At 36.4% G+C, this 24,887-nt stretch carries 22 protein-coding genes; 12 read left to right on the top strand and 10 right to left on the bottom strand.

Annotated features, from left to right (window positions below):
• Nucleotides 1–94 precede the first annotated feature (94 nt).
• A complete protein-coding gene (locus tag FCN74_RS02605; RefSeq protein WP_138931032.1) occupies nucleotides 95–484 on the top strand; it encodes an acyl-CoA thioesterase in 390 nt (129 codons plus the stop codon).
• Here FCN74_RS02605 and FCN74_RS02600 read toward each other — a convergent pair.
• Genes FCN74_RS02600 through FCN74_RS02580 form a run of 5 tightly spaced genes read right to left on the bottom strand, consistent with a single transcriptional unit; the run spans nucleotide 481 to nucleotide 5,203 of the window.
• Complete coding sequence (locus tag FCN74_RS02600; protein ID WP_138931031.1) at nucleotides 481–1,392, bottom strand: GYDIA family GHMP kinase; 912 nt, start codon at nucleotides 1,390–1,392, stop codon at nucleotides 481–483. The two genes, FCN74_RS02605 and FCN74_RS02600, sit on opposite strands and share 4 nt — an antisense overlap.
• A complete protein-coding gene (locus tag FCN74_RS02595) occupies nucleotides 1,393–2,679 on the bottom strand; it encodes a hydroxymethylglutaryl-CoA reductase, degradative (RefSeq protein WP_138931030.1) in 1,287 nt (428 codons plus the stop codon).
• Between the two features lie 7 nt (nucleotides 2,680–2,686).
• Complete coding sequence (locus FCN74_RS02590; RefSeq protein ID WP_138931029.1) at nucleotides 2,687–3,172, bottom strand: DUF4296 domain-containing protein; 486 nt, start codon at nucleotides 3,170–3,172, stop codon at nucleotides 2,687–2,689.
• On the bottom strand, nucleotides 3,132–4,469 hold the full coding sequence (locus FCN74_RS02585) for a dihydroorotase (RefSeq protein WP_138931028.1): 1,338 nt from the start codon (nucleotides 4,467–4,469) through the stop codon (nucleotides 3,132–3,134). Before FCN74_RS02585 ends, FCN74_RS02590 begins: the two co-directional genes overlap by 41 nt.
• Nucleotides 4,469–5,203: a polyprenol monophosphomannose synthase gene (locus FCN74_RS02580; RefSeq protein WP_138931027.1), complete on the bottom strand. Its 735-nt coding sequence runs from the start codon at nucleotides 5,201–5,203 to the stop codon at nucleotides 4,469–4,471. Before FCN74_RS02580 ends, FCN74_RS02585 begins: the two co-directional genes overlap by 1 nt.
• 99 nt (nucleotides 5,204–5,302) lie before the next feature.
• Here FCN74_RS02580 and FCN74_RS12385 point away from each other — a divergent pair, with 99 nt between their 5' ends.
• On the top strand, nucleotides 5,303–5,959 hold the full coding sequence (locus tag FCN74_RS12385) for a DUF4271 domain-containing protein (protein WP_138931026.1): 657 nt from the start codon (nucleotides 5,303–5,305) through the stop codon (nucleotides 5,957–5,959).
• A 21-nt stretch (nucleotides 5,960–5,980) separates the two neighbouring features.
• Nucleotides 5,981–6,721, top strand: coding sequence for a uroporphyrinogen-III synthase (locus FCN74_RS02570; protein WP_138931025.1), 741 nt, complete (start codon nucleotides 5,981–5,983; stop codon nucleotides 6,719–6,721).
• 3 nt (nucleotides 6,722–6,724) lie between these two features.
• Here FCN74_RS02570 and FCN74_RS02565 read toward each other — a convergent pair whose 3' ends face one another.
• Nucleotides 6,725–7,540 (bottom strand): UbiA prenyltransferase family protein, encoded by an 816-nt coding sequence (locus tag FCN74_RS02565; protein ID WP_138931024.1) that lies wholly within the window; start codon nucleotides 7,538–7,540, stop codon nucleotides 6,725–6,727.
• A gap of 123 nt (nucleotides 7,541–7,663) precedes the next feature.
• Between FCN74_RS02565 and gcvP the strand changes: the two genes are divergently transcribed.
• From gcvP to hemE, 6 genes are all read left to right on the top strand, one after another.
• Complete coding sequence (gene gcvP / locus FCN74_RS02560) at nucleotides 7,664–10,522, top strand: aminomethyl-transferring glycine dehydrogenase (protein ID WP_138931023.1); 2,859 nt, start codon at nucleotides 7,664–7,666, stop codon at nucleotides 10,520–10,522.
• 3 nt (nucleotides 10,523–10,525) lie between these two features.
• Complete coding sequence (locus FCN74_RS02555; protein WP_138931022.1) at nucleotides 10,526–11,731, top strand: metallophosphoesterase; 1,206 nt, start codon at nucleotides 10,526–10,528, stop codon at nucleotides 11,729–11,731.
• A gap of 207 nt (nucleotides 11,732–11,938) precedes the next feature.
• Nucleotides 11,939–14,770: a leucine--tRNA ligase gene (leuS, locus tag FCN74_RS02550; RefSeq protein WP_138931021.1), complete on the top strand. Its 2,832-nt coding sequence runs from the start codon at nucleotides 11,939–11,941 to the stop codon at nucleotides 14,768–14,770.
• 2 nt (nucleotides 14,771–14,772) lie between these two features.
• The gene (locus tag FCN74_RS02545) at nucleotides 14,773–15,276 is read left to right on the top strand and encodes a hypothetical protein (protein WP_138931020.1); all 504 of its coding nucleotides are present in this window, start codon (nucleotides 14,773–14,775) and stop codon (nucleotides 15,274–15,276) included.
• Nucleotides 15,277–15,343: 67 nt separating this feature from the next.
• Nucleotides 15,344–16,036: a zinc metallopeptidase gene (locus FCN74_RS02540; protein WP_138931019.1), complete on the top strand. Its 693-nt coding sequence runs from the start codon at nucleotides 15,344–15,346 to the stop codon at nucleotides 16,034–16,036.
• 3 nt (nucleotides 16,037–16,039) lie between these two features.
• Entirely contained in the window at nucleotides 16,040–17,077 is a 1,038-nt protein-coding gene (gene hemE, locus FCN74_RS02535) for a uroporphyrinogen decarboxylase (protein WP_138931018.1), read from the top strand.
• Here hemE and pdeM read toward each other — a convergent pair.
• The 4 genes from pdeM to FCN74_RS02515 form a co-directional block, all read right to left on the bottom strand.
• A complete protein-coding gene (gene pdeM / locus FCN74_RS02530; RefSeq protein WP_138931017.1) occupies nucleotides 17,074–17,703 on the bottom strand; it encodes a ligase-associated DNA damage response endonuclease PdeM in 630 nt (209 codons plus the stop codon). The genes hemE and pdeM overlap by 4 nt on opposite strands.
• On the bottom strand, nucleotides 17,700–18,581 hold the full coding sequence (locus tag FCN74_RS02525) for a cupin-like domain-containing protein (protein ID WP_138931016.1): 882 nt from the start codon (nucleotides 18,579–18,581) through the stop codon (nucleotides 17,700–17,702). The genes pdeM and FCN74_RS02525 overlap by 4 nt, the downstream gene beginning before the upstream one ends.
• Before the next feature lie 27 nt (nucleotides 18,582–18,608).
• On the bottom strand, nucleotides 18,609–19,700 hold the full coding sequence (gene bioB / locus FCN74_RS02520; RefSeq protein ID WP_138931015.1) for a biotin synthase BioB: 1,092 nt from the start codon (nucleotides 19,698–19,700) through the stop codon (nucleotides 18,609–18,611).
• 83 nt (nucleotides 19,701–19,783) lie between these two features.
• Nucleotides 19,784–20,935: a beta-ketoacyl synthase N-terminal-like domain-containing protein gene (locus FCN74_RS02515; protein ID WP_138931014.1), complete on the bottom strand. Its 1,152-nt coding sequence runs from the start codon at nucleotides 20,933–20,935 to the stop codon at nucleotides 19,784–19,786.
• A 149-nt stretch (nucleotides 20,936–21,084) separates the two neighbouring features.
• Between FCN74_RS02515 and FCN74_RS02510 the strand changes: the two genes are divergently transcribed.
• The 3 genes from FCN74_RS02510 (at nucleotide 21,085) to FCN74_RS02500 (ending at nucleotide 24,829) form a co-directional block, all read left to right on the top strand.
• Nucleotides 21,085–21,693, top strand: a complete 609-nt coding sequence (locus tag FCN74_RS02510) for a superoxide dismutase (RefSeq protein WP_138931013.1) — start codon at nucleotides 21,085–21,087, stop codon at nucleotides 21,691–21,693.
• Nucleotides 21,694–21,772: 79 nt separating this feature from the next.
• Complete coding sequence (locus tag FCN74_RS02505; protein WP_138931012.1) at nucleotides 21,773–22,372, top strand: ribonuclease HII; 600 nt, start codon at nucleotides 21,773–21,775, stop codon at nucleotides 22,370–22,372.
• 6 nt (nucleotides 22,373–22,378) lie between these two features.
• Entirely contained in the window at nucleotides 22,379–24,829 is a 2,451-nt protein-coding gene (locus FCN74_RS02500; protein WP_138931011.1) for a hypothetical protein, read from the top strand.
• Nucleotides 24,830–24,887 lie beyond the last annotated feature (58 nt).

Here is a 24,887-nt window from a genome sequence, read left to right as displayed (position 1 = left end):
AAAAAAATAAATTTGCTATTGAATTTTAAGTTTTTTTTGCGTATACAAAACTTTTATAAATGTAAAAAAATAAAAGTTATTAAAGCTGTAAAATATGGAATTTTTATATAAAGTCCGTTATGCGGAAACTGATCAAATGGGTGTTGTACATCACGCCAATTACTTGCTATACCTGGAACAAGCAAGAATTGAGTGGTTAGAAAATAAAGATATAAAATACAATGAATTAGAGAAAGAAGGTATTATGTTGCCTGTTTATAAAATTGAGATTGAATACAAAAAGCCATTAGTATTTGGGGAAAGTGTCAAGGTTCAAGTTCAGTGCTCAAAAGCCCCAGATGTAAAGATTGGTTTTGACTATAAATTATTAAACCCTTGTGATGAAGTTGTAGCTGAGGCAAAAGTGATTTTAGTTTTTATGTCTGCACAAACTCGAAAACCTATAAGATGTCCAAAACATGTATTTGAAATTTTAACAGCCTAATAGACCAAGTCTTCATATTTGTAAATAATTGGGTAGCCATTTTTACGAAACCATATTAAGTCGTTGTCGTTTTTTGCAGTGACTAAAACAAAATCGCCACCCCAAGCGCCTAAGCTTTTTACAATTCCACCTTTGTAATCTTGGAATTTTGATTCTTGAATCGGAATCTGACCTATCAGTTTTGAAATAAGGACTTCATGAGTTTTGAGATGATCTTCAAAATCATTTAAATCATCTGCATTGCTTATCAATTCTGTTAAATTAGAAATTTGATCGATAACGGTATGATAGGGAGACTTTAAATTTTTTCGATAGTTTGCTATTGCTTCACGACTATCTTGTTTTTGATTTGTATAAATAAAATAAAGGTAAGGTTTGAGTTTTTCTGAAATCTCGACACTTTCAGTTATCACTTCATTTTCAAGTCTTTGGTAAACAAAAGGGGTTTTAAATTGAGCTGCTGCGACATCGTATCCACTTCCGCCAAAAGTCTTATTTAGCAAAAAGTACGGGTCAATATTTGCCCACTGTGACAAGTTATTGATAAGTGTTGAAGATGAGCCTAAACCCCAATTTTTATCAAATTCTAATTGTGTTGAAAACGTATAAAAACTCTTAAACAATTCGGGGTTTTCTTTATATATTACTTTTAAAATTTGATACAATCGAAGAGCAAATGGATGTTTTGAACGGCCATTTTTTATGTCTTCTAAATCAAAACTCAGCGATTTCCATTTCTGATTATTTTTTAAATAACTTATCCATTGATACGATAAACCTGAATGGGTTTTTACTTTTAAGGTTTGACCTAATTTACATGGCAAGGCTAGAGCTTTTGCACCGTCTAATATCACATATTCTCCTGAGAGTAAAAGTTTACCGTGACTATAAAAGTTTTGCACTTGCATCTAAGACCGAATTCTATTGATAAAATCAACCACGGCATTGTGCGTGGCAGAATGCGTTTTAAAATATTCAATGGCTTCTGCTTTTTCTTTACCTGAAGCATCAAATTGATTTAGAATATTCAATAAATGCATTTTCATATGACCTTTTTGAATACCATCAGTCACGAGAGAATTTACTGCACCAAAATTTTGAGCTAAACCCGCAACTGCAACAATGCGCATCAATTGCTTTGCAGAGGGATTGCCCAATATAGATAAAGCGATTTTAACTAATGGATGTAAACTTGTCAAACCGCCTACTGTCCCCACAGCAATTGGGACTTCTATCCAAAACTTAAAGTTGTTACTATCGATATCGACATGGGTCAAACTTTTATAGTGACCGTCTTTGGCGGCATATGCATGCACACCAGCTTCAACAGCTCTAAAGTCGTTGCCAGTAGCGAGTACCACAGCATCGATACCATTCATAATACCTTTATTATGTGTTACTGCTCTAAAAGGTTCAACATTAGCAATATCGACTGCTTGTTTAAATCGGCGAGCAAAATTTTTGGCTTCATCCCCATTGGTTCCTAATTCATCAATAGCACAAGAGACCTCAGCGCGTACTAAACACTCGGGGACATAATTTGAGAGTATACACATTAGGACTTCAACTTCTAAATCATGTGCAATTTTTTCTAGTGTTTTACCAAATTGCTCTAAACAAGAATTGATAAAATTTGCGCCCATGGCATCGACTGTTTCAAAATGACAGTGCAATTGGTAATAGTTATCAAGGTCTGAAGTTTTATCAATAATTGCAATGTCTCTAATGCCGCCACCTCGCTTCTCCATATTTTTGGTTATAGACTTTGCCTCTTCAAAAAACTGTGATTTGTGGTTTTCAAACACATCCTGAAGTGTCTTGTAATCAGTTTTGCAGGTGAAATGAACCTGACCTACTTTGGTGGTATTGATCACTTCAGTTTTAAAACCGCCTTTGTTTCCCCAAAATTTTGCTGCTTTACTTGCTGCAGCAACCACAGAACTTTCTTCAATAGCCATGGGTATGCAATAGACTTTATCATCTATCGTAAAATTTGGTGCCAAACCAAAGGGTAAATAATAATTAGACACGGTGTTTTCAGCAAACTCGTCGTGTAATTTTTGCAATTTATTATTATCGTTCCAATACTGCTCTAAAATAGATTTTGCGTTTTTTTGGTTTTGTAGGTAATATTTACAAACCCATTCAATTTTTTCGATTTTAGTCAGCTTTGAAAATCCTGATATTTTGGTCATATTAGGTCTACTTTTTATCTGCTTTTATAAGGTCTTTTTGCAAAGCAACGCTGTCTTTAATTTTGGTTTTTTGTAATTTACGTTTTTCACGCCTCAAGCTATCTTTGATGTTGTCTAAAGAATCGATGAGCTGTTTTTTTCTTTCAATGTTTTTTCTCACTTGTTCATAAATTTCTAAATTGGCTTCAAAATCTAGATTGTAGTAGCTCATATTTTGAGCTAAAATAAGACTATCAATATCAAATTTGTTGTAAATATGAGCTGTCGGTTCAAGTTGATAAGACTCAAACTTCTTGGGATTTGTTCTGTAAACCGCATCCAGCATGAGCATATCAGTATAAATTTCAGTCATTTCTTCCTGAGATAATAGGTGTTCTGGCTCTGTTCGTTTTTGTACATCACTGCAAGACCAAACAAGATAAACTGCTAATACTAAGAAAACCAAATATGCTCTATCGATCAAACTCAAGCCGTTCTGCGTTTTTAATATCATTAAATTTAAAGTTATCGTATATCAGTTCCCCATTGACAAAAGTTTTTTCTATTTGAGATTGAAAGCTTGTGCCTTCAAAAGGAGACCAGCCACATTTGTAAAGTAGGTTGTCTTTTGAGATGGTCCAGGGTTTTTTAGTATTCAATAAAACTAAATCGGCTTTATAACCTTCTCTAATAAATCCTCTTTTGTCAACATCAAATAATAGTGCCGGATTGTGACAAAACTTCTGAACAATGTCTTCAATTCTTATTTTTCCTTGATGATAAAATTCGAGTAATGCCGGCAAGGCGTGTTGCACTAAAGGACCTCCACTTGGCGCCTGGGTGTAAACTTGGCTTTTTTCCTCTAAAGTATGTGGTGCGTGATCTGTGGCTAAAACGTCAATCCTATTATCCAGTAATGCCTTTAATAGCTCGTCTCGGTCTTGAGCAGTTTTAATGGCTGGATTCCACTTGATATGCGTGCCTTTTTCATCATAATCTTCGTCTGAAAACCACAGGTGATGGATACAAACTTCAGACGTAACTTGCTTCTGGTCTAATGGGATATCCGAATCAAAAAGATGTGTTTCTTTTGCAGTAGATAAGTGAAAAACGTGAAGTCTGGCATCAGTTTGTTTAGCGAGTTCTACAGCTCTTGAAGATGATAAATAGCAAGCCTCTTCGCTTCTTATTTTAGGATGATATTTTATGGGGATATCTTCGCCGTATTTGGCTTTATAAATTTCTGTATTCCTTTTGATGGTATCTTCATCTTCACAATGTGTAGAAATAATCACCGGTGAATGTTTAAAAATATCTTCCAAGACCTGCCAATCATCTACCAACATATTGCCTGTCGAGGAACCCAAGAATAATTTAAGACCAGCTGTAGTTTTGGGATTAATTTTTTTAATTTCATCTAAATTATTGTTGGTCCCGCCAAATTTGAAAGAATAATTCGCATAAGAAGATTTGGCTGCCATAGCAAATTTTTCTTCTAATAGCTCTTGAGTCACAGTTTGTGGATTGGTGTTAGGCATTTCCATAAAGGAAGTAATGCCACCAGCAACTGCAGCAAGAGACCCAGTTTTAATAGTTTCTTTATGAGTAAGGCCTGGTTCTCTAAAATGCACTTGATCGTCTATCGCACCTGGAATCAAAAATTGACCCTTGGCATCAATTAGCTGATGATTTTTTTCTACATTTATATTGCTGTCTACACGTTGAATGCTACCATTGTCTATTAAAACATCAGCAGTAAAGATGTTTTGTTCATTGACGATTTGAGCATTTTTAATAAGATATGCCATGATTAATTGAATTTATGTTTTAAAAATACACTTTTAAATTTTAGATTGATAACTCCAACAACAGCTTCCCATATAATACGCTTATCCATTTTTGATTGACCTTTTGTTCGGTCTGTAAATATAATAGGGACTTCTTGTAAATTAAATCCTAATTTGTAGGCTTTATATTTCATTTCTATTTGGAAAGCGTAGCCAATAAATTTTATTTTATCAAAATTAATGCGTTCAAGTACTTCCCTGCGGTAGCAAACAAACCCAGCTGTTGTATCCGAAACTGGTATTTGGGTAATTAGCCTTACGTACCACGAGGCCAACCAAGACAACAATACGCGATTCATTGGCCAATTAATTACGTTAACCCCTTTGCAATACCGAGATCCAATAGCCATATCTGCATCTTGCTTAAAGCAAGCATTGTAAAGTCTCGTTAAGTCATTAGGATTATGTGAATAGTCAGCATCCATTTCAAAAATAAAATTGTAATTGTGGTTTAAAGCCCATTTAAAACCTTCCATATAAGCTCTGCCTAGACCATTTTTTGTCGCTCTAACAATTAAATTCAATCGTTTTGGATACATTTTTTGGAGACTTTTTACTTTTTGAGCTGTATCATCTGGAGAGCTGTCATCTACAACTAAAATGTGGAAATCAACGTCCTGTGCAAAAACATTTTTAACAACCCTTTCAATGTTTTCGATTTCGTTATAAGTAGGAATAATAACAATTCTTTCTGGCATAGTTGAAGCACATCAAAAAACAAAAATAAAACAATATTCTACATAAATTTCTTTGATGCTCGAGATTTGACGTAATTTTGTCATTCCTTATTTAATTTTATGCTCAGAAATGTAATTTCATACGATTGGTTTACGATAAGTATGGTGTTATTACTCGTTGGCTTAGTGTTGACTAAACAACTCTACAGGATAAGGTATATTCAATTCCTTAAACTTGGGTTTTCTGAAACTTATTTTACGATTAAGCTTAAAGAAGCCCGATTTATTACAAATTTTGAGATTTTGATATTTACCCTTTCCCACCTGGTTTTGGCTCAAATTATCTACCTTTTTACTTTAAAAGTTTCTTCCTATGGCTATTTTGAGGATAATACATTGCTGAATGTTTCAATAATATTTTTGATATTATGCATATTTTCTGTGTTAAAGTATTATTTGGAAAAAACTATAAATTTTGTATGCTGCAAATCTTCGTTTTTAGATTATTATTTGTTTTACAAGCAGATAATTTGGTCTTATGCCATTTTTTTGGGACTCCCTTTTTTAATTATTGAAGTTTATTCGCCGGTTTCTTCTATTAATTTTTTACACCTAAGCCTAATAGTGATGGGGCTTTTTTTTACTTTAAATTTATTTGTTTTTGCCTATAAAAACCTAAAGCTATTAATTAGTCATTGGTTTTATTTTATTTTATACCTTTGCACCCTTGAAATAGCACCGTATTTTTTTTTGTATAAAATCTTTGCTGTTGACTAAAAATTTGTAAATAAGTGCTCTATGAAAGTGAAAACTATTCTTATTTCACAACCCGAACCTAAAATTGAAAATTCCCCATACGCCGAGCTAGAAGACAAGCTTAATGTAAAAATTGATTTTATTCCATTTATTCACGTGGAAGGGGTAGATTGTAGAGATGTAAGACAACAAAAAATTGATTTGTCAAAATTTACTGCAATCATATTAACCAGCAGAAATGCGGTGGACCATTTTTTCCGTATTGCTGAAGACATGCGTTATAAAATACCTAATACCTTAAAATATTTTTGTCAAAGCGAAGCGGTAGCCTACTATCTTCAAAAATATGTGGTTTACAGAAAGCGTAAAATTTATGTTGGAAAGCGTACTTTTCAAGACCTTATTGTCAATATTAAAAAACACTCAGATGAAAAGTTCTTGTTGCCGTCTTCTGATGTCTTAAAACCCGTGATTCCTCAGCAACTCGATAAAATTGGAGTAGATTGGAAGCGCGGTATATTTTACAGAACTGTAGTGAGTGACTTGTCAAATTTAAAAGATGTGTTCTATGATATTCTGGTGTTTTTTAGCCCGAGCGGAATAAAATCTCTTTACGAGAACTTTCCTGATTACGAACAAAAAGATACTAAAATTGCTGTTTTTGGAAATTCTACACTAAAAGCTGCTAAAGAACATGGCTTGAAGATACATATTAAAGCGCCTACTCCTCAAACACCCTCTATGACAATGGCTTTAGAAAACTATGTCAAGGAACAAAATTAAAAATCAAAGGTAAACTAAATACCAAATCATCACCCAAAATATTGGTAAGGCTTCTACCCAAAAGGAAGCAAAATAGGGTTTTTGAACTTTTTTGGACATCAAAATGAATAATCCAAGTGTCAAATAGACTATCAAATAAAACACTAGATTTTGATAATTTGAGTTTACGACCTTATACGCCGACCAAGCCACTAGAACTAATATTGATATTATTTTTACATTAAGGACACCAAAAACACTGACCAAAGTTTTAATATGGGCCTTGTCAAAACGTAAATCTCTAATTTCAAAAGGAATCATCAATAACACTACCCATGTAAAACGCTCTACACAAGCTATCCACCACATTTGATTTTGATATACCTTAAAATTATTCTCTTGTATGAAAGGCAAAACAAAACTAACGCTAGTCCAAATAACCGCTATGATAAAAACTTTTAGTAAGGCAGTTTCTCTTAAGTTTTTTTTGTAAATAGGTATAGCATAAAACAAAATTAATATCCCCAAAACACAACAAATATAAAGCACTTCATAGGTCATAAAGAATACCGATACTCCTAAACCTATAAAACACAAAAATGAAAAAAACTGAATTTGTTTAAGTTGGTTGGTTAAGCTTCTGTGATGAAGTTTAGCAACAGGAGCGTATTTTACAAAATTGTAACCTGTTACCGTTCCAAAAAACACAAAACTAAGCAAGTCCAAATTTAAAGAAATCTTATAATCCAATAGCGTTAAAACAGACAATGCAACAACAGCCAAAGCAACGTGAATACTTGAGTTGATATAAAACCGAAACAAGGATTTTAAAAGTTTCATGAGTCAAAAATAAGTCTTTTTAAATTGTTCATATCAGGTTGAAATCTTAACGAATAGCCTTTTGTATTTAACAAGTGTTTTGTAAGAAATAACTTACTTTTGCACAAACTTAATTTGATAAGCATGAACACATCGGTATTTGCTAACAGACATATCGGACCACGTGGAAGTCATTTAGAAGATATGCTAAAAACAACTGGAGTATCTTCTATTGAAGAGCTAATTTTTGAAACTCTGCCAGACAACATCAGGTTAAAACAACCCCTAAAGCTGCCAAAAGCTTTGAGTGAATATGAATTTAGTCAACACATTAATACTTTAGCCGATAAAAATCAACATTTTAGCACTTATATCGGATTAGGTTATCACGAAGCCATTCTGCCGGCGGTTATTCAAAGAAACATCCTTGAAAACCCAGGTTGGTATACAGCTTACACACCTTATCAAGCTGAAATTGCACAAGGTCGATTAGAAGCTTTGTTAAATTTTCAAACTGTAGTCAGCGATTTAACTGGTATGGAGTTGGCCAATGCTTCATTACTCGATGAAGCCACAGCTGCTGCAGAAGCTATGAGCATGTTATTTGCCGTGAGATCAAGAGCAAAAAAGAAACAAAATGCTCAAAAATTCTTTGTCTCAGAAGATGTTTTTCCACAAACTTTATCACTTTTACAAACCCGAGCAGAACCACAAAATATAGAACTTGTTGTCGGCGCTCGTGAAGAGTTTGATTTTACAGAAGATTACTTTGGTGCATTTTTGCAATATCCAGGTAAAACAGGTCAAATTTACAACCACAAACAATTTGTTGAAAAAGCGCAATCACTAGACATAAAAGTTGCTATTGCTGCAGATTTAATGAGTTTAGTCTTACTTGAAGCGCCAGGAGATTGGGGTGTTGATGTAGTTGTAGGCACAACACAGCGATTTGGAATTCCTTTAGGCTACGGCGGTCCACACGCAGCATATTACGCCACTAAAGAAGCTTACAAAAGACAAATTCCTGGAAGAATTATTGGTGTAACCAAAGATATGAACGGTAATCGCGGGTTGAGAATGGCTCTACAAACCAGAGAGCAGCATATTAAACGTGACCGCGCAACGTCAAACATTTGTACTGCTCAAGTCTTACTAGCCGTTATGGCTGGGATGTATGCAGTTTATCACGGACCTGAGGGATTAAAATTTATCGCAAAACAAATTCATCAAAAGACTGCAAATCTCGCTGACGCTATAGAACGCTTAGGCATTTTTCAAGCAAATCAGTCTTATTTTGATACGCTTTTATTAAAAGTAGATGCCAAAGCTATTAAACCAATAGCCGAAAACCACCAGATAAACTTTTATTATCCTGATAAAAATTCAGTTTGTGTTTCTATACATGAAGCGACATCGATTAAAGACTTAAATGCGATATTAAAAGTATTTAAAGAATATAAATCCAACAATAGTGTTGTCATTGAAAAGTTAGAGGATGTCAACATTATCGAAAAACAACATTTAAGTCGAACCACAGATTTTCTTAAAAGCTCAGTATTCAATTCTTACCATTCTGAAACAGAATTGATGCGTTATATCAAGTCATTAGAACGTAAAGATTTATCCCTCAATCATTCTATGATATCACTTGGATCATGCACAATGAAATTGAACGCAGCAGCTGAAATGTTACCTTTAAGCAATCCTAAATGGGGAAACTTACATCCTTATGTGCCTGTTGAGCAAGCTCAAGGCTATCACGAAATGCTTGAAAAATTAGAACAATACTTAACTGAAATTACAGGTTTTTCAGCCACTTCATTACAACCTAATTCTGGTGCTCAAGGCGAATATGCTGGTCTTATGGTGATACGCGCTTATCACCAATCTAGAGGTGAAGGTCATCGTCATATTTGCTTGGTGCCTTCTTCAGCACATGGCACTAATCCTGCAAGTGCAGTTATGGCTGGCATGAAAGTGGTCGTTGTAAAATCTACAGATAAAGGCAATATTGACGTAGAAGATCTCAAACAAAAAGCTGAAAAATATAGCGATAATCTTGCTGCACTAATGGTTACTTATCCTTCCACACACGGTGTGTTTGAATCAGACATTAAAGAAATTACAAGTTGTATTCACGAGCATGGCGGACAAGTATACATGGACGGCGCCAATATGAACGCACAGGTGGGCATTACCAGCCCCGGTGCAATCGGTGCCGATGTCTGCCACTTAAATTTGCACAAGACTTTTGCTATTCCACATGGGGGCGGCGGACCAGGTGTTGGGCCAATTTGTGTTGCAAAGCAACTGGTTCCTTTCTTGCCGAGTAATCCTATTGTAGAAACAGGAAGTGATGAAGCCATATCGGCAATTTCTGCTGCACCTTGGGGTTCTGCACTGGCCTGTATCATTTCTTATGCCTATATTAGAATGTTAGGTGAAGACGGTTTGAGACATTCTACAGAGATTGCTATTTTGAATGCAAATTACATCAAAGAGCGCTTAAAAGATTTTTACCCAACCCTATATGCTGGAGAACGTGGTCGTGCAGCACACGAAATGATTATAGATTGTAGACCATTTAAGAAAAATGGGATTGAGGTGAAAGACATCGCAAAACGATTGATCGATTATGGTTTTCACTCCCCAACAGTATCATTTCCTGTAGCTGGAACCATGATGATAGAACCTACAGAAAGTGAAAGTAAAGCTGAACTCGATCGGTTTTGTGATGCCATGATCAGCATCCGAGAAGAAATATCACATTGTCGCCCTGACGATGGTGGAAATTTGTTAACTAATGCACCTCATACCCAAGCGATGTTGACAGCAGACGAATGGAAATTTAATTACTCCAGACAACAGGCTGCGTTTCCCTTAAACTATGTTGCGAGCAATAAATTTTGGCCATCTATCCGAAGAGTCGATGAAGGTTATGGTGACAGAAACTTGATTTGTTCTTGTAATCCCATTGAAGATTATATCGAAGAAGCGACATAACATATGCGCTGGATCATTAGTCTTAGTATTTTATTGGGTATTGAAGTCTATGCGCTTCAAGCTTTTAGGCGCCTGTTTTCAAAAAAGCCTGTGACAATCCTCTACATTGTGCTCAGCGCTTTGATCTACGGCATGATGATTGGCAGTTTTTTTACAACAGTACAAGGCGGCACATTTGGACAGCCTAGAGCCTTTTTTATTGGTCTATTTTTGAGTATGATGGCTTTAAAAATAGGTCTCTTAGTCTTTATGTTTACAGAAGATATAGGTCGTGTGATTCGGTATGTGGTTCGATTGATCTTCCCCTCATCTAAAAAAAGTTTTCCCTCACGACGAAAGTTTATCAGTCAGCTGGCTTTGGGTATTAGTGCAATTCCTTTTTTCTCTATGCTTTATGGAATGTATCAGGGAAAATACAATTTTAAGGTCCTGAAGTACAAACTGGAATTTGAAGATCTGCCGAAAGCCTTTAAAGGTCTCAAAGTACTTCAAATCAGCGACATTCACTCCGGCAGCTTAGACAATAAAGAAAAAATACAGTACGGCGTAGATTTAATCAATTCGCAACAAGCAGACATCATTTGTTTTACAGGAGATTTAGTCAATAATCTGGCGAAGGAAATGGACAACTGGTTTGAAGTATTCAATCAAATTGAGGCTAAAATCGGCATTTATTCCATTTTGGGCAATCACGATTACGGCGATTACCACGATTGGGACTCTCAGGAAGACAAAACTGAAAACTTTAACCAACTGCTTAACATTCATCAAAAATTGGGCTGGAAGATGTTAAGAAATGAACACATCAGCCTGGAACGTTCTGGTGAGAAACTTCATATTGTCGGTGTTGAAAATTGGGGCAATGGCGGTTTTGTGAAATATGGAGATATTGATAAAGCTTCTCAAAATTTAACGGCTGAAGATTTTAAAATTTTGATGAATCACGATCCATCCTATTGGGATGAGAAAGTGAAAGATCATCCAAAAAACTTTCAGCTCTGCCTGAGTGGTCATACCCATGGGATGCAGTTTGGTATCGAAATTCCGGGTTGGTTCAAATGGAGTCCCGTACAATACCGTTATAAACAATGGGCAGGTATTTATAAGCACCATAACCGTCTCATTAATGTCAACAGAGGTTTCGGCTATTTGGCTTATCCCGGTCGGGTAGGAATTTGGCCAGAAGTCACAGTTATTGAATTAGGTTAATATACAATCAAGCTTATTGGTGTAACAGTTTGGCTTAGGGATTGAGGCATTGTTGGAGCTCTTGACACGCCTTAAGCGTGGCAAAGCGACTGCCGAAAGCCCGACTCCCGCATTAGGCGGGAGAAAGCCCCAAATAATTACACCGCATTTTGAGACTTTACTTTCTTTATAAAACCTTACTTTTGCAAGATAAATTTTGTAAGTATTATGGCGTATAATTTTAAAGACATAGAAGCGAAATGGCAAAAATTTTGGGCAGAAAATAAAACTTTTAAAGCCAAACAACCGTCTGAAAATCAAGAAAATAAAAATCCTTTTTATGTTTTAGACATGTTTCCTTATCCTTCCGGTGCCGGTTTGCACGTCGGGCATCCGCTAGGTTATATTGGAAGTGACATTTACGCACGATATAAACGACACAAAGGCTATAATGTCCTTCATCCACAAGGCTATGATTCTTTTGGTTTGCCCGCTGAACAGTATGCCATTCAAACGGGTCAACATCCGGCAAAAACGACAACAGCCAACATCAAACGCTATCGCGAACAACTCGATCGTATCGGATTTTCTTTTGATTGGGACCGACAAGTTCGCACAAGTGACCCAAAATATTACCGTTGGACGCAATGGATCTTTATTCAGTTGTTTGAATCCTACTATGATTTTGATGACCAACGAGCACAACCTATTGAAAAACTTATCAATCGGTTTGAGCAGAACGGAAATTCAGACCTCAACGTTGCCTGTGATGAAGATACTCCGGAGTTTACAGCTGAACAATGGCAGGAGTTTACAAATCAAAGACAAGAGGAAATCCTGTTACAGTATCGCCTCACCTACCTTGCTGAAACGGAAGTAAATTGGTGTCCTGCCTTGGGTACTGTTTTAGCAAACGATGAGATCGTAAACGGCTTGTCAGAACGCGGCGGACATGCTGTGGAGCGCAAGAAAATGAATCAATGGAGCATGCGTATTTCTGCTTATGCTGAGCGTTTATTGCAAGGTTTAGAGAATCTCGACTGGTCTGAGAGCATCAAGGAATCGCAACGGAACTGGATTGGTAAGTCTGTTGGTTCTCAAGTAAAATTTGCAGTTAAAAACCACAATGATTTTATAGAAGTATTTACGACTCGGCCAGACACTATTTTTGGGGTTTCATTTATGACGCTTGCTCCAGAACATGACTTGGTTAAAAAAATTACAACGCCAGAACAAAAAGAAGCCGTAGATGCTTACATCAAAGAAACTGCAAAGCGCAGTGAACGGGATCGTCTCGCCGATGTTAAAAGCATCAGCGGTGTGTTTACCGGCGCTTATGCGGAGCATCCTTTAACTCATCAGCCTATTCCGATTTGGATTGGTGATTATGTTTTGGCCAGTTATGGTACAGGCGCCGTAATGGCAGTACCTTGTGGCGATCAACGGGATTACGATTTTGCTCATCATTTTAATATTCCTGTTCCTAACATCTTTAAAGATACCGACATCTCTGAAGCAGCATTTGGTGAAAAAGATGACACCTTAATAACCAATTCGGAGTTTTTAAACGACCTTCCGATCAAACAAGCCATTGCTAAAGCGATTGAAGTCATCGAAGACCAAGGGATCGGAAAAGCCAAGACCAACTATAGGTTACGCGATGCGGTGTTTTCACGTCAGCGGTACTGGGGCGAGCCTTTTCCGGTCTATTATGTAAATGGACTTCCACAAATGATCGAGGATCAGCATTTGCCCCTTGAGTTACCCGAAGTTGACGAATATTTACCTACTGAAGACGGAGAACCACCTTTAGGTCGAGCGCAAACCTGGGCTTGGGATACCAATGAAAGTAAAGTCGTAGATAATAACAAAATTGACCATAAAACCGTATTTTCTCTCGAATTAAATACCATGCCGGGTTGGGCCGGAAGCTCTTGGTACATGTTCCGTTATATGGAAACGGAAAAACGCAATGAGGTTTTTGCTTCTCAAGACGCTTTGGATTACTGGCAGAATGTCAACCTATACGTTGGTGGCAGCGAACACGCCACGGGCCATTTATTATATTCACGATTTTGGACTAAGTTTCTTAAAGACCGAGGATTTCTGAAGGTTGATGAACCGTTTCAACGCATGATCAACCAGGGAATGATCTTAGGCGAAAGTGCCTTTGTAAAAAGAGGTAATGATACAGGGAAATTTTATTCAGAAGGTCTTGAGATAGCAGAAGATTATCAACGTATTCACGCTGATGTTAATCTTGTGAATACCTCAAATGAATTGGATATAGAGGGTTTTAAAAAATTCCGACCAGAATTTAAAGACGCTGAATTTATAACTGAAGATGACGGGTCTTTTAAAGTAAGCCGAGAAGTTGAAAAAATGTCAAAATCCAAATACAATGTGATCAATCCGGATGACGTTTGCGATGAATACGGTGCTGATGCCTTACGTTTATTTGAAATGTTCCTCGGCCCCATAGATCAGGCCAAGCCATGGAATACAGCTGGGCTGTCTGGTGTAGTTGGTTTTCTTAAAAAATTGTGGAAGCTATACCACCAGGGCGACAAGTTTGTTGTCACTGACGACAAAGCCGACAAAAAAGCACTGAAAGCTTTACACCAAACTATTAAAAAAGTCAACATGGATATTGAAGACTTTAGCTTTAATACGTCAGTGTCCAGTTTTATGATCTGCGTCAATGAACTGAATCAATTGAAGTGTACTTCCCGGGAAATATTAGAGCCCTTATGCGTTTTGGTGGCTCCATTTGCGCCTCACATTGCTGAAGAGCTTTGGGAAAGATTAGGTCACGAAGGTTCGGTAAGTTCTGTCCCCTATCCGGAGCACAACGAAAAGTACTTGAAAGAAGATACAAAAACCTACCCCATTTCCTTTAACGGTAAAATGCGTTTTACGTTAGATTTAGACTTGAACTTATCTAAAGATGAGATTGAGGAAATTGTTATGCAGGACGAGCGGACTCAAAAACAACTTGATGGTCGTGAACCCAAGAAAGTCATTGTCGTACCGGGTAAAATTGTCAATATTGTAGGCTAGAGATGAGAAGAGCTGTAATTTTATTATCTTTTATCAGTGTTCTAGCCCGGGCTCAGGGTCTGCCCGAAGATCACTTTGGACATTATAAAGGTAAACTCCAGATATTCGCTGCAGATCAAACTAACACTGTAGATATGGAGTTCAAGTTACAGCCAACTCCGGACCCGGAAGTCTACAATTATGTAATTATATATCATACTCCGAAACAAAAAGATGTCCGTAAGTATCTTTTGAAAGCAAAAGACAGCTTAGGGAACTTTGTTCTCGATGAACAAAACGGGATTGCCATACCGACTAAATATATCAACCGTAGTCTTCATGCTTTTTTTGAGGTTCAGTCAAAACTATTGAAAAATACGGTTCGATTTAAAGACCAGGAGGTAGAATTTGAGATTAGCGTTGCAAATACCAAAATACCTGACACAACTTCAACAGCAGATCTAAAATATCAAGTTTTATCCTATCCTGTAAAGACTTATCAATATGCAAAACTTGTTAAGCATTAGGTAAAAATGTCATTAATTTACAATTTGGAAGTATTTTTGATTTCTGATAATTAAAAAAGAAAATATTATGATGTCGTATTATATACTTATTGGAGCAATTATGCTGGTTAGTTGGTATGTCAGTAGCACCTTAAAATCAAAGTTTAAAAAATACTCTAAGATTCAATTAGAAAATGGAATGAGCGGTGCAGAGATTGCACGTAAAATGCTAGCCGATCACCACATTACTGATGTCGATGTCATTTCGACTTCAGGGCGACTTACAGACCATTATCACCCCACAAAGAAAACCGTTAACCTCAGTGAAAGTGTTTACAACCAACGTAATGCTGCAGCTGCTGCCGTAGCAGCTCACGAAGTTGGCCATGCTGTACAACACGCTAAAGCTTACAAATGGCTTGAAATGCGAAGTCAATTGGTGCCTGTGGTTAGTGTGGCCTCTCAGTTGAGTCAGTGGGTAATTTTTGGGGGCATCATATTAATGGGCTTAGTTTCAGTAGGTGTGGGTCAAATGGTCCTTCTGGCAGGTATCATTATGTTTGGTTTGGGTACGCTTTTCAGTTTCATTACTTTGCCGGTGGAATACGATGCGAGCAACAGAGCTCTGGCCTGGCTAAAGAGTAATGCCATTGTGAATGCAGAAGAGTATGAACTCGCCGAAGACAGCTTAAAATGGGCTGCACGAACCTACGTTGTCGCTGCAGTTGGCTCATTGGCAACGCTTCTATATTTTATAATGATTTATTTAGGAAGAGACTAATTTATGTATAAAAACGATTTATTTTTAAGAGCGCTTAAAGGAGAGGAAGTCGAACGACCACCCGTATGGATGATGCGCCAAGCAGGAAGATACCTGCCCGATTTTATGAAGCTGAAACACAAGTATGACTTCTTTACTCGTTGTCAAACACCGGAGTTAGCCACTGAGATCACCATGATGCCTATTGATCAAGTTGGTGTCGATGCCGCCATTCTCTTTAGCGATATTTTAGTCATTCCCCAAGCCATGGATATTGAGGTCGAGATGAAACCTGGCGTTGGTCCCTGGTTACCCAATCCTGTAAATAGCGAAAAACGCATTCAGGAAGTCAATATCCCTGATGTCTACGATCGCTTAAATTATGTTTTAGAGGCGATTAAACTGACCAAGAAAACATTGGATAACCATGTCCCGCTTATTGGATTTGCAGGATCACCCTGGACGATTTTCTGTTATTGTGTGCAAGGTCAAGGCTCCAAAAATTTTGATAAAGCTAAAGCGCTATGCTTTTCCAGACCGGATTTGGCTCACGATCTATTACAAAAGATCACAAAAACAACCATCGCATACTTGAAGGCTAAAGTTGAAGCCGGAGTCGATACCGTCCAAGTATTTGATTCCTGGGGTGGCATGCTTTCACCAGTTGACTATCAAGAGTTTTCATGGCAATACATTCAACAAATTATTGATGCTCTCAAAGGTAATGCCCCTGTAATTGCTTTTGGAAAAGGCTGTTGGTTTGCCTTAGAAAAAATGTCAACTTCCGGTGCTTCAGCTCTAGGTGTCGATTGGACATGTTCACCCAAAACAGCCCGTCAATTGACTAAAAACCAAATCACTTTGCAAGGTAATTTTGACCCTTCTCGACTTTTATCGCCTCCAGAAATAATTACCAAAATGGTTCATGAGATGATTGATGAGTTTGGCGCTCAACGTTATGTTGCTAATCTCGGTCACGGCATTTTACCAAACATCCCTGTAGATCATGCGCAGGCATTTGTCGATGCTGTGAAATCATACGAGAAAAGTAACGTGCACTAAACGACCTGAATAACTTCTGTTTCTGAAAGGACATAAATATGATCGCCCTCGTCTGGCGTGATATAGAAATTGCCCGTGAAGCTGCCGTATGCCGGTAAGATCATTTGTTTAGGCTTTTGATAAAAGCAAGATAATTTGAGTTGTTGTTTTGCCTTTCCTCTTAACCTGTAACCCGGGTGAATATGACCGCAAATATTATATAATTCGCCTGTTTCTTCGGGTTTGTGCGTGAGGCTAAATGCAGAGATATCTAAATGATTTACAATTTGAAAGCCTAATTTTTCAAATTGTGAGGTAGGAATAATATCATGATTGCCAACTATAAGTGTAAACTCTACAGGTTGTCTTTTTACCCATTGTTCAAAAATTTGCCAGGACTTGTTGAGACTAGAATGAAATAGATCGCCCAAAAACACCACTTGTTTCGGGGAATATTCTGCAATATTTTGTTCTAAATGAATGTAATCGACAGCATTGGAAAGGTTAGGCAAAGCACTACCATGTTTTCTAAAATGTTCAATTTTACCTAAATGCAGATCGGCAATGATTAAAATATTTTGGTCTTCCCAATAAAGCGCGCCTTGGTGATTTAAAATAAAAATATTTTGAAGAAGTTTAAGTCTCAAGAGGCTTTAAGATTCAAAGATTTATGAGTGTTTTCTATAGATGCTTTTTGTTTATGCTGCAGCCATTGATCACCTTTCCATTTTCGCATTAAATTTTCATAGTATCTCATCACAGTAATATTGTAAACAGCTTTACCGAGATGTTTAGGTTGACGTGCCAAAGCTCTTAAGCTTATAGAAAACCCAGCTGTTTTGTAATGCATATGATGCCAGTATCCCTCGGGCATATAAAGTGTTTCGCCTGGTGACAAATTGGCTGTATAGCCTTTAGCGTATGCTAAAGCAGGATACGTTTCGAAATCAGGATCTGTGAAATCAATACCATCGTTGGTCTTCAGTGAATTAGCAACTTTGTACAGATATTTGGTCTCAGAAGGTGGGAAAATTAAGCATTGTTTTTGTCCCTGAAGATGGATATGTAATATGTTAGCCAAGTCAATGTCATAATGCATAAAAACCTTAGAATCCTGACCACCAATAAATAAAAAGGGTAAACTTTTAAGTAAGCTTAAACCCAGTTTTGGAACTTTGATATGATCCTGTAAAATTGGTCGTTCTTTGATGAGGTTAAATAAGAAAATGCGTAAGTCGGTAGGTTGAGTTTGCAAAATATCAATGTAATCTCTTAGCTTCATTTTGGCTTGAGGCTCATTGTATTTATATTTTGAAGTGATAGGTTTTGAATCGTAGAGAGGCACTTCTAAGTCGCCTGCAATAGATTTAAAATAATCGAACGTCCATTTATCTTTAGCCGGCCAGTCATCTATTAGCTGCTCTATAATAAGCGGCTTTTGTGGCTTAACATAGCACTTGATAAATTCTTCAGGCGATATGCGCTTCAACCGTTCTACGGGTTGAGTATTGAGTTTTTGAGACATGTGAAATTTAAATGATTAAGACAAACCTTAAATCTTGGCTTTTTTCTTTGTCTTCTTGGCTTGCTCATTTCTCTCAATTTTATGGCCTGGTCTAGACCATTTTGGCTTCTCACCGAGAGGTTTAAATTCAGCTTCTTCTTTAAGTTTTGAAATTGGTTTATCACCTTTTTCAAACGCCTTTTGAGGTTTAAGGCCTAAGGCTTCAAACAGCTTCATATCTTCGCTCACATCTGGATTGGGTGTCGTGAGCAATTTATCTCCAGCAAAAATAGAATTGGCGCCAACAAAGAAACACATGGCCTGGCCTTCCTGACTCATTTGGGTTCTTCCTGCAGACAAACGCACTTGTGTTTTTGGCATCACAATACGTGTTGTAGCAATCATTCTGACCATTTCCCAAATTTCAACAGGTTTTTGCTCATCTAGTGGTGTACCTTCAACAGGTACCAAAGCGTTGATCGGTGTAGATTCTGGTTGTGGGTTGAGTGTAGAGAGCGCGATCAGCATATCTGCACGATCTTCTATACTTTCTCCCATACCAATAATACCTCCACTACAAACGGTCACATTAGATTCACGAACATTATTAATAGTATCTAAACGGTCTTGATAACCCCGAGTCGAAATCACTTTTTTATAATATTCTTCTGAGGAATCTAAATTATGATTATACGCGTACAATCCGGCTTCGGCCAGGCGTTTTGCTTGGTTTTCTGTCACCATGCCTAGTGTACAACAGACCTCCATATCCATTTCATTCACAGTTCTTACCATATCAAGAACTCTTTCAAAGTCATCTCCATCTTTGACATTTCGCCAAGCTGCACCCATACATAATCTTGAGCTTCCTGAAGCTTTAGCTCTTTTGGCTTGCGCTTTAACGTGGGAAACACTCATCAAATCATTCTTTTCGATATCGGTATGGTAACGCGCAGCTTGTGGACAATATCCACAATCTTCTGGACAACCACCTGTTTTTATAGATAATAAGGTTGAAACTTGAACCGTATTAGGGTCATGGTATTTTCTATGAACCGTTGCGGCTTCATACATTAATTCCATGAGCGGTTTATGGTAAATCTTTAAAATTTCTGAACGCTTCCAGTTATGCTTAATCATATTGCGATATTTTATTAAAAGAATGGTATAAACATCAAATTTACAAAAAACATGGTTTTAACCTAGCTTTTCAAGAATATTGGTTATTGAAATTTTTCTAAAACTACACTCACCGCATTACCTCCAAAGCCTACAGCATTAATCATAACCGAATTAATTTGTTGAGGTACTTTGTCATTTTTATAAAATGGGTTTTGTATAAAGGTATTATTTTCTAGCATTAATACAGCCATTTCCAAGCTCATCGCTCCAGATGCACCAAATGTATGTCCGATTTGCCATTTATTTGTAGTTAAAGCGGGCATAATGGTAAAGGTCTTTTGAATTGCTTTTAATTCTGATTTATCTCCTTTTACCGTACCTGGTGCGTGCATCACAACTACATCTACAGATTGAACTTGAGCTAGATTTAATGCCATTTGCATAGATTCTTGTAAACAATCGGCTTCAGAAGATAAGGCTACACTATGACTGATGCTTTCTGTGGCATATCCTACTCCACTCACTTTTATAGCATTTTCTTTTGGTTTAGTACTTAATTTTGCAAGACAAGCTGCTTCACCTAGTACAAGTGTATTGTCATTCTTTTTAAAATCTAAACTATGACAAGGTAAATGGTTAAGCTGTTTTGAATAAAGTTTTAAAGCCTGCATTTGTGCAATCGTAAAACCAGTCAACGGTGCTTCACTTCCGCCTATGATAAATTCTGATAATAGTCCAGATTGAAGAAAAGCACTCGCGTTGAGCAGTGCATGTAAAGCTGAAGAGCAAGTGATAGAATGGCTAACAGCAGGACCTTTTAAACCTAAGTCTTGAGCAACACTTGTTGCAATATTGCCCAAAGTGGTTGTTGGAGAGGTCATTAGCGGTACCTTTTTATGTTTTAAATAGGATAGGTGGGCTTTTTCAAATGTTTGGGTTGCGCCACGGGATGAACCTATATTAATACCGACAGGAGATTGAGTAGCCGTTAAATTTTCAAATAGCTTGCGTCCAACAAATATAGCCATCAGTGCCGATTTATCTAAACTTTTATATAGTTTGCCTTCAGCTCTGATATTTTCTATTACCTTATTATCATTATCACTTAAAGCAGAGACCTTAACTTTAGTATCATTAAAACTTTCTGTTTTAAAACCAGAATTGGCATTCTTATAGCTTTGCCAAACTTCAGATTTATTAAAGCCTAAAGCTGAAACTGAACTGATGTAATGAATAAAAACTGGTTTTATCATGATATTTAAGCCAGTCGCAAATGTATTAAAGGTTAACCAAAAAGTAAGAGCAAAATTCTAAAGGTTTTAAGCTTTTTATAACAGTAAAAAAACTTACATTTTAAGTATAATGATTAATTTTGAGCATATTAACTCAAAATATTTTTATTATGTCTTTTAAACTACCAGATTTAGATTATGCTCACGATGCTCTTGAGCCACATATTGATGCAAAAACTATGGAAATACACCATGGGAAACATCACGCAGGTTATACCAAAAAATTAAATGCAGCCATTGAAGGAACAGAGCTTGACGGAAAATCTATAGACCATATATTAGCAAATTTAGATTTATCAAACACGGCAGTTCGCAATAATGGCGGTGGTTTCTACAATCACTCTTTATTTTGGAAAGTGATGTCACCAAAGGGTGGCGGAAAACCTTCAGGTGCTTTAGCTGAAGCTATAGATAAATCTTTTGGTTCATTTGACGGTTTTAAAGAAGCATTCTCAAAAGCAGCTGCAACTCAATTTGGCTCAGGCTGGGCATGGCTTTGTGTTCATGAAGGTGGTGGCGTAGAGGTTTGTTCTACACCAAATCAAGATAATCCTTTGATGCCTAACGTAGGTTGTGCTGGTACTCCAATTTTAGGAATAGATGTATGGGAACATGCTTACTATTTAAATTATCAAAATCGCAGACCGGACTACATTGATGCATTTTTTAATGTTATTAATTGGGATGAAGTCTCTAAGCGATACGAAAACAGTAAGTAAAAGTAAAAATCTTATTTTATGAAGCAGTAAGTCTTTTAGATTTACTGCTTTTTTTATATAAAAACTGTAATTTTATAGCATGTTAAAACAACGCATCATCGTTGATAGACTTGAATGTGGCACAGACGAGGCTGGTAGGGGTTGCCTGGCTGGACCGGTTACAGCAGCAGCGGTAATCTTGCCTCCGGATTTTTCTCATGATTGGCTTAATGATTCAAAGCAGCTATCGCTCAAAAAGAGAGAAGCACTAAGGCCAATTATAGAAAGAGAAGCATTGAGCTTTGGCATTGCTCATGTGTTACCTGAAGAAATAGACAAAATCAATATATTGAATGCTTCAATTTTAGCTATGCATAAAGCTTTAAATCAATTAAATCCCAAACCTGAATTTATACAAGTAGACGGAAACCGGTTTAAGACGTTCAAAAATATTGCGCATGAATGTGTTATTAAAGGAGATGGCAAATATATGAATATTGCAGCCGCTTCAATTCTTGCAAAAACTTACAGAGATGATATTATGGCTCAATTGCACAAAGAGCACTCTGAATATGACTGGCTTAAAAATAAAGGCTATCCTACAACTAGTCATAGAAATGCAATTAAAATATATGGAATTACCCCGTATCACAGAAAAAGCTTTAAACTTTTACCAGATCAACTACGTTTTGAATTTTAAAATACTATGAAACAAGGATTCACATTTATAAAAACTTGGATTTTACTATTTGCCTCTTTCATTTTGTTGAGCTGTCAGCAAAACAAAACCCAAAAAGCTGAAATTGAACAGCTTATACCGCCTGATGCAAGTATAATAATGAAATTTTATGAGAGTTTAGAGTGGGATAACACATTAAAAAACCAAGCCTTCCTATCCAAATATAAAAAAAATCCTCTCCTTGAATATTTTTCTAATAATGCGTTTAACAGTGTTGTAGAGATTCCTGATGAAGCTTTGTGGTCTTATAATATTCTTGGTAAAGACAAATTAGTTAAAACTCTAATTTTCGAATCAAATGATGAGAGTGATATTAAAATTAAAACCAAGCAATCATATCAGTATGAAAGTGTCAAAATCAATATGTTTCAGGATAAGACCAAGTCTTTTTATATCTGCGTTTTGGCGCAATATACCATTGTCAGTAATTCTAAAATTATTGTTGAAAATATTATAAGAAATTATAAAAATAGAGTTCAAATACCTTCCCCTATCAAAAAATATTTGGACGTGTTATCCCAAGACTCTCCCACTATGATTGTCAACACTAATCAATTTAATGAAGTTTCTAAAAACTTTTTTAAATCTCCAGTACCTCAACAATATTTGGCTTTATCAAATTTTATTGGGTTTGATCTCAATTTTAACGACAACACTACATTGTTTAGTGGTATAATTTTCAAAGACGATAAAAGTAGTGAAAGCTGGAAAATATTGTCTGCTGTTGAGCCTAAAAATTCTGTTGTAGCAGAAGTTATACCCAATCATTTTGTCAATGCAACAAGTATATTAATTTCAGAATATGAAAAGCTAGGCCATAAAAAAGAAGTCGTAGAACAAGTTTCTACTCATGACAGTTTATGGTTAAATATCAAAGAATTGGCCAGCATTCATTTAAAAAATGGTAAGGCTGTAGCCCATGTTTCTAAAAATATAGATCAAACTTACGAAGCTTTTAAAAAAGAAGCTCAACCGCTTAAATCTTTTGGGACTACGCAAATATATAGTCTTAAAAACCCTATCTCTTTTGACCAAAAGTTTACTAGTTTAATTCCGCAAGTTGATTTTAGGTTTTTTATGGTACATCAAGACATTATTATCGGTTCAAAAAAACTTCAGGTTTTAGAAGATATAATAATTCAAATCAATAATCAAAATGTGTTGGCCCAACAACTTAATTATCAAAACCATCTCAAATCCCTCAATACAAAAAGTCATGTATTGTGGTTTACGGCGTTGAATCATCAACAACAATTCTTTGATACACAAACCCATCCAGATTACAAAAAAGCTCTAAAATCTATCGACTGGTCAAAACACGAACTTTTACTTTCTCAGCTAATTGTAGAAGATGACTTTGCATATTTTAATATTTTACAAAAACAAACGCCAGATAATGCCAATCCGGTAGATATAGAACAGGTTATCAGGTTAAAGTCTGAAGATGCGATGTTGTCTACACCTCAATTTTTTAAAAATTGGCGTACAGGACAGCAAGATGTTGTTTACCAAGATGTGAACAATAAGCTCCACCTTGTAGACACCAAAGGCAATAAAATATGGACAAAGCAGCTGGATAGCCCGATAATAGGTCGTATCAATAGCATAGACATTTATCAAAATACCAGAATCCAGTTAGCTTTTGCGACTCAAAACAGGGTTTATGTTTTAGACAAAAATGGAAACGAAGTTTCTCCTTTTCCCCTCAAGTTTAGAAATGAAATTACTCAACAACTTTCAGTTTTTGACTATGATAACAACGGCCGCTATCGTTTTGTGGTCGTTATGGGTAAAAAAATCAGGATGTACAACAAAGAAGGGCAGCGTGTGAGAGGATTCAAATTCAAAAAAACCAAAACACCATTGTCTTATCCAATGAAACACATCAGGATTGGTCATAAAGATTATATTTTGGCACAGGAGCAATCTGGTCAATTACATATTTTAAGCCGAACGGGTAAAACTAGAGTCAATATTACAGAAGACATAAGTCATACCGACAATCAATGGTATGAACATGATCAGTCTTTTGTTTCTGTTAATGGCAAAGGGCAGGTCCTTAAAATTAGTGAAAACGGAAAAGTAAATCGAGATGATAAAGAATGGATCAACCCAAAATTTAAGGCCAATGATAAAATATTTGTCAGTATGTCTGAAAATCAATTGCATATCAATAAAACAATAACAGAACTTCCTTATGGCGTTTATACGCAGCCCCTAATTCTATCAAATCATATTGGTATAACCGACACGCAAGCCCAAAAGGTTTATGTTTTGGATAAATCAGGGCAAATCATAGAGGGTTTCCCTATATATGGAGAAAAAATTGCAGACACTTATCAAACACAAGAGGGTTTTGTTTTGCTATGCGAAGACGAAAACGACGCGGTATTAGTCTATCGGGTAAAGTTTAATTAAATACTTGTTATAATTTGAATTAACTATAGGTAAATTACTATCACACAACCACAAAAAT

Source organism: Mesohalobacter halotolerans (assembly GCF_006120725.1).
GTDB classification, from domain to species: domain Bacteria; phylum Bacteroidota; class Bacteroidia; order Flavobacteriales; family Flavobacteriaceae; genus Psychroflexus; species Psychroflexus halotolerans.
Note: the sequence above shows the minus strand (reverse complement) of the source record. Positions and strands in the feature narration are given on the sequence as shown.